Source organism: Virgibacillus sp. 7505 (assembly GCF_002272135.1).
GTDB lineage: Bacteria > Bacillota > Bacilli > Bacillales > Amphibacillaceae > Terribacillus.
This window is the reverse complement of the sequence record NZ_NPBF01000333.1, coordinates 1-231: the sequence shown is the minus strand read 5'-3', so window position 1 is coordinate 231 and position 231 is coordinate 1. Positions and strand designations below refer to the sequence as shown.

Sequence of the window (231 nt, the reverse complement as noted above, 5' to 3'; positions counted from 1 at the left end):
CTGGCGCAAATAAGCCCGTGCTTGCTTGTCTTCTTCAGACAAGGCAAGGCGTGTCACGCCATTGTTGCCTGTTGCCCCGAATGCTGCGAACGCCTGGAGCGTTTGTTTAAGCCGTTCGCGATTGATTGCTAACTTATTGGTGTTCATGGGCATTGCCTCCTTGGCTAGTAACGGTTTGCCAGGCTTGCCCTTTACAAAAAAGGGTTGAAGCATATTTACGTGCGTTGGCGT

At 51.1% G+C, this 231-nt stretch carries 1 pseudogene; it reads right to left on the bottom strand.

From position 1 onward, the window contains the following. Positions 1-147: pseudogene (locus CHH91_RS21350) on the bottom strand (Zn-dependent hydrolase); the annotation flags it as partial. Positions 148-231 lie beyond the last annotated feature (84 nt).